Source organism: Halorubrum shenae (assembly GCF_051194165.1).
In the GTDB taxonomy this organism is placed as follows: Archaea; Halobacteriota; Halobacteria; order Halobacteriales; family Haloferacaceae; genus Halorubrum.
In genome coordinates this window covers 23,435-29,434 of sequence record NZ_JBLZNI010000025.1, presented here as the reverse complement: position 1 = coordinate 29,434, position 6,000 = coordinate 23,435, and the positions used below count along the sequence as shown (strand labels likewise).

Annotated in this window: 5 protein-coding genes and 1 pseudogene; 1 reads left to right on the top strand and 5 read right to left on the bottom strand. The window is 59.0% G+C overall.

The genetic code is table 11. The annotated features are described in order from the left end of the window. Positions 1-219: 219 nt before the first annotated feature. The 4 genes and pseudogenes from ACNS88_RS16595 to ACNS88_RS16580 form a co-directional block, all read right to left on the bottom strand. Positions 220-1,032, bottom strand: a pseudogene (locus ACNS88_RS16595) (IS5 family transposase). A 631-nt stretch (positions 1,033-1,663) separates the two neighbouring features. Beyond that, positions 1,664-1,804 (bottom strand): DUF7563 family protein, encoded by a 141-nt coding sequence (locus ACNS88_RS16590; RefSeq protein ID WP_435100143.1) that lies wholly within the window; start codon positions 1,802-1,804, stop codon positions 1,664-1,666. Between the two features lie 4 nt (positions 1,805-1,808). Continuing rightward, the gene (gene sufB, locus ACNS88_RS16585; protein WP_435100140.1) at positions 1,809-3,239 is read right to left on the bottom strand and encodes a Fe-S cluster assembly protein SufB; all 1,431 of its coding nucleotides are present in this window, start codon (positions 3,237-3,239) and stop codon (positions 1,809-1,811) included. Between the two features lie 174 nt (positions 3,240-3,413). Further along, complete coding sequence (locus ACNS88_RS16580) at positions 3,414-3,710, bottom strand: DUF8152 family protein (RefSeq protein WP_435100137.1); 297 nt, start codon at positions 3,708-3,710, stop codon at positions 3,414-3,416. A gap of 182 nt (positions 3,711-3,892) precedes the next feature. On the opposite strand from ACNS88_RS16580, the gene ACNS88_RS16575 reads away from it, so the two are divergent. After that, positions 3,893-4,693: a sulfite exporter TauE/SafE family protein gene (locus tag ACNS88_RS16575; RefSeq protein ID WP_435100134.1), complete on the top strand. Its 801-nt coding sequence runs from the start codon at positions 3,893-3,895 to the stop codon at positions 4,691-4,693. 210 nt (positions 4,694-4,903) lie between these two features. On the opposite strand, the gene ACNS88_RS16570 is transcribed toward ACNS88_RS16575, so the two are convergent. Continuing rightward, positions 4,904-5,887, bottom strand: coding sequence for a DMT family transporter (locus ACNS88_RS16570; RefSeq protein ID WP_435100131.1), 984 nt, complete (start codon positions 5,885-5,887; stop codon positions 4,904-4,906). Between the last annotated feature and the right edge of the window lie 113 nt (positions 5,888-6,000).

Below are 6,000 nucleotides of genomic sequence, written 5' to 3'. Positions count from 1 at the left end.
CCATTGCTTCAGCTGTCGCCCCACGGGCGTCCTTCTGAAGCAAGTAGAGTATACTTCGGTCAATGTCGTCCAAGTCCTGTCCCATGTCTCAAAGATGAGCGTGGGAGGCACTAACAACTTTTCCCCGACACTGATGCGCAGTGGGACCGGACTTCTGAGAGATAGAACTGTATCTACCGGATTGATAAATGTATCCTCTGTATTGACCGCTCAGAGTGATCAGTCGATGTTGTGACTGAGACAGGCAATAGTGAGTTCACGGAATTGCTTCCACCACCGTCGTGATCGGACAAACGCACCGTATTTTTGTTTGAGTGTTTAGTTGACCGTCTCTGATTGACTCCGTTGTCCATAGAGATCACTGTCTAAGCGTGCGTTCCATGCCCGATGAAGTGACGTGAATTCACGATGTTTGATCAGTGGGCGGACCTCGTGTTGACGGGCAAGTCGTCTGATTTTCTGGTCGTCATAGCCCTTGTCACCGAGTAGAACGTCAATATCCTCGGGGTTGCGCTTGATCAACGACGGAGCAATCTGGCTATCGTGTTTTCGTGTCGTCGTCACGTGGAGATCGAGGATTGCGTTCACCTTTGTATCGACCAGTAGTGTCACTTTGAGTTGCTGAATCGTGAGTTCAGCGCGTTTCGTGTAGTGCTTCGAGGCGTGACTGCGGTCGAACCCTGATGCATCCACCCCAACGATTCCGTTTGTCGGAAGTAGCGACACTGAGTGAGTCAATATAACACGCCATACAGCCATATCAAGCCGGTCGAACACCTTACAGAGCGTTGATGGCGTAGGGAGTTCAGCTAATCCAAGAGCGCGACGGATACGTGGCATCTCGATCAGCTCGTCAAGCAGGCCACGGTAGGTCGTGTTCTTCCGCACTTTGAGACATAGCAGAACGACGTACTGGGGGAGTGTATAGCGGTGTTTGGAGAATTTCGAGGAGTATCGAGAAACGGCTCGGCGGGCCAAATGGATCGCCTTCTCAGTAAACCGGAGAATCTGCGACTTCGGGAGGGCCTTCATCTCGTGGAATTACAAGAGGAACATGTAATTCCCTAAGGATTTCAACAAAGCCGTTCGTCCCTATTCTCCTCCGAAACGGAGCCGGTAACAGACTGTCCGTCGCCAGTTTCGCTCGATGAGGGCTCATCAGTACCGTTTCTGCGGAAAACTGTGTTCAGCCGCTCTTCGTTAGTGCGCTCGTTCATCACGTGGCATCACCTCTCGTGACTGGGACAGGACAGACGCGTTCTACTGTGTGTCTGGCCAGTACTGTTCATTGTGAGCTCTGAGCCGGCGTTGAGTCGCTGATCCTGATACCATGCGCGGTAACTCTCGTAGCAACGGCAGATGGAACTGACCACACTGTCTCAGTGGGCACGGTTACCTCATCGATCGCTAGACAGACGAGTTTCCCTTGTCCCCGCCGCGCCGCAATGACAAATTCAAACTGGCGTGATAGGTTGTCAGTCGCTGTCACGTGGACCGTTGAGAGCCCGTTCGCGCTCTCCCATGTTGTCGTGTCGACGACGCTGAGATCGCCTGCGGGAGTGACAGCAGTCGAGCCACAGGCTGGACAGGACCCGTCGTGCGGGGCCGTTCCGAGGTACCCGTAGTCGGTCTCACACGCAAAGCAGTGTTCCATGGTCTGAGACTAGTACCGATCCACGATCGCCTCTGCAATATGTGTCCGACCGGAACATGCCGGACAGGCGACTACGTCACCACCGTCTAACCCGAACACAGTCACAAATTGTTGTGAGACGTGTGCTCCACAGTGTGCACATTCCGGCATCAAATCACCCGAGCGAGCCCTCCATCTCGAGTTCGACGAGCCGGTTGAGCTCGACGGCGTACTCGATGGGCAGCTCTTCGGTGATCGGCTCGATGAACCCCGAGACGATCATCTGCTTGGCGTCGTCGTCGTCGAGGCCGCGCGACTGCAGGTAGAAGATGTCCTCGTCGCCGATCTTCCCGACGGTCGCCTCGTGGGCGACGTCGACCTTCGACTCGTTGATCTCCATGTACGGCATCGTGTCAGAAGTCGACTCGTTGTCGAACATCAGCGCGTCACACTCAACGGCCGTCGAGGAGTTCTCGGCGCCGTCCGCGATGTGGATGAGCCCGCGGTAGTTCGTGCGGCCGCCGTCCTTCGCGATCGACTTCGACTCGACGGTCGACTTGGTGTCCGGCGCGTTGTGGTACACCTTTGCGCCGGTGTCGATGTTCTGCCCCTCGCCCGCGAAGGCGATGGTGATGTGGTTGTCGGAGGCGCCGCGGCCCTTCAAGATCGTCGAGGGGTACAGCATCGTCGCCTTCGACCCCATCGAGCCGGAGATCCACTCCATGCGCCCACCCTTCTCGGCGATGGCGCGCTTCGTGTTCAGGTTGTAGGTGTTCTTCGACCAGTTCTGGACGGTCGAGTACTGGACGTGGGCGTCCTCGTCGACGAACACCTCGACGCCGCCACAGTGAAGATTGAACTTCGAGTACTTCGGCGCCGAGCAGCCCTCGATGTAGTGAACCTCCGAGCCTTCTTCGGCGATGATGAGCGTGTGTTCGAACTGGCCCATCCCCTCGGAGTTCATCCGGAAGTACGCCTGTATCGGCATGTCAACCGTGGTGTTTTCGGGCACATAGACGAACGAGCCACCGGACCAGATGGCGCCGTGAAGCGCGGCGAACTTGTTGTCGCTCGGGGGGACGCACTTCGTCATGAAGTGCTCGCGGACGATCTCTTCGTGCTCTTGGACGGCCTCGTCCATGTTACAGAAGATGACGCCCTTCTCCTCCCACTGCTCCTGCATGTTCTGGTAGACGACCTCCGACTCGTACTGGGCGCCGACGCCGGAGAGCGCGTTCTTCTCGGCCTCCGGAATGCCCAGCTTGTCGAACGTGTCCTTGATCTCGTCTGGGAGTTCGGTCCAGTCATCGACGCCGGCGCGGACATCGACGTCCGGCCGAATGTACGGGATGATCTCGTCGACGTCGACCTCGCTCAGGTCCGGCTGCCCGGGCCAGTCGGTCGGCATCGGCATCTCTTGGAACTGTTCGAGTGCGCGCAGGCGCCGCTCCAGCATCCACTCCGGTTCGTTTTTGTCCTCCGAGATGACACGGATCGTCTCCTCGGTGAGACCCTTCTCGCTTTTGAAGGCAGACTTCTCCTCCTTCTTGAATTCGAAGCGAGCCTCGGTGTTTGTCTCTTTGAGATCGTCTTGTTTTGAACTCATCAAAGTATTCTTCAGAGACTACGGATATAAGTGTGGTGCGCTGGAACACTCGTTAGTAACTTATTATGGTTTCTTTAACGAATGTGAATAACTTTATGTGGTTTAATTTGGTTTCTCTAGTTAGTAGAATTTAATATGTGACGAGAGGGCTATTCTGTACAAACAGGACCGCCGTCACTCGTTAGCGAGAACGACTCGACAGCACTCGATCGCTGCTTCGATGTGGCGGTCAGCGACCACGTCGTCCGTTTCGTCAGCCGACTCAAGCAGTGTAGCAACTTGCCGAACCCGTTTCTGTCTGGTTTGCGTGTCAAGATTGTCACTGGTAGCATCGCGGGCGACGGCTTCAGCCTCTCCGAGCCATCGGTTCGTCGCTGGCGGAACTGGGCGATCTGCGGTCGCAGTTAGATGGGCCGCTAGTGCGTCGACCGCAGCCCGCGGATCGGTTGGGATGTCGATTTCGTCCGTCATCGTGTGTGTATTGGCGCCTACTGTGAAGAATCGTTGCGCCAAGCCACACTCCAGATGCTTTCGGACGTCTCCAGCCAAGTGCGACCTCTTGTTAGCGTATAGTAGCACGTCCTCGGTATCTGTCCGGGCTTGTTCGAGAGACACACCAGACGACACAAATCCGTGCGCAGCCGAGAACGACTATGATCGAGTCGCTCCTCCGGATTGACGTCGTCCTCTTCGTTCTCATCGGCGTGCTCGGCGGCGCACACTGTATCGGGATGTGTGGGCCGTTAGTGACGATGTACTCGAAGCAAATGAACCCGCAGCCAGACGGCGGGACGGTGACAGCCAACGACGGGCGTGCCGGTCATCTCACGACCTACGAGGTTCGCCAGCACTTCCTGTTCAACGTCGGCCGGGCAACCACGTACGCGATTCTCGGTGCCCTCTTCGGCGCGCTCGGGAGCGTCGTGTTCGTCACCGCTGACCAGCTGACACCGATCGCCGACCTCCTTCGAGGTGTTGTCGGTCTTGCGGTCGGAGGGTTCATTGTGGCGACGGGCGTTCGGTACGTCATCGGGGGGAGTGGAGGCGATATCCGAATACCCGGCGTACAGCGCGTCACATCGTGGCTTGCGACGAGAGTTCACCGACACGTGAACAGCCCGAGTATTGTTGGGCTCGGCGCCGTCCACGCGTTTCTTCCCTGCCCGATGCTGTATCCCGCGTATCTGTTCGCCTTCGCGAGCGGCTCCCCGACCACCGGGGGAATTGTTCTCGGTGCCCTCGGTATCGGGACGATTCCAGCCGTCTTCCTCTACGGGACGATTATCCAGTCGATCGACGTTGCTCACCGGCGTCGCGTCCATCGGTTGCTTGGCGTCGTGTTCGTTGTGCTGGGATACGTGTTGTTCGCACACGGATTGATGGCACTCGGTGTCCACCTTCCACACCCGATGTTCCCGCATTATCAGCCTCTTGGGGGCGCAATGGGGCACTGACAGAGCACTAGACACGTGACTCAACATCTATTCAACACAGCACTGAAATCAGCGATATGATCCTCAGACGGTGTCGGCATTCAACGGAGCACTATGAGACCGTTTCTATGACACGCTCCACTGTTGCTGTGGACTTCATTCTTTACCGGTACATCGTCTGATTCGCGTGTTTTGTGCGGCACAGATGGCATCGTATGCCTCCTCACGCGATCAGTGCCCAGACCGCAGTACGTCACCACCGTCGCGGCTATGCTGTCGCACCCACGCGCGCAGGCGGTGGCGACTCCGGCGGGCCAGCGGGGCCAACTCCGGCGCGCCGATGATCCCGAAGCCGACGACGATCACGCCGAAGCCGACGACTGTCATCGCCGACAGCGACTCCCCGAGCAGGAGCCAGCCGCCGAGCGTGGCGACGACCGGGCTGACGTAGAAGACCAGACTCGACCGGGTCGCGCCGACCGCATCGAGCAGATTGAAGTGGAGGATGTAGGCGAGCGCGCCGGCGAAGACGCCGAGGTAGCCAATCGAGAGGAGCGCCGAGAGCGTCCACGTTGCTGCGGCGACCGATTCGCCGGTCGCCATGCTGAGCGCGTGCAACAGGGCCGCGCTGACCGGGAGCGCCCACGAAGTACGGGCCGTACTCGACAGCGTCGCCCCCGACCGGCGGATCAACACGGTCCCGAGCGCGAGGCTGACCGCGCCCACAAGGACGATTGCCGCGCCGCCCGACAGTGTCGCCCGTAGCGTCGCCGGCGTCAGTTCGATGACCATGCCGACACCGACGAGGCCGACGAGCGTGCCGACCGCGCCGGTCGCCGAGAGTTCTTCGTCGCTGAGCAGGCCGCCCGCCAGCAGCGGCGTGAAGATCGGCACGAGTGCGAAGAGGATCGCGCCGACGCCGCTGGTAACCGACCCCTGTCCGAGGAACAACAGCCCGTTGGCGAGGCCGATAGCGAAGACGCCGGCTGCGAGAATCCCTGCGATGTCGCCGCGCGTTCGCGGGACGAGATCAGCCCAGTCGTTCGTGTAGAGGACGTACCCACCGAGGACGAGCGCCGCGAGATCGAACCGGACCGCGACCAACAGTAGCGGCGGCACGTCCGCGAGGCCGGCTTTCGCCGCGACAAACGTCCCACCGAACAGGACGCTCACCGCAAGGAAGGCCGCCGTCCAGCGGTGCTCGCGCAGACTCATTGGGCCTCCAAGGCGACACTAACACCGAAATATATCGCGGGAAAGGCGGTCTCAGTCATATCTATATGGAGGGGCCGAAGGGGCATAAGCCAATCCAGAAATCGCTGCACGGC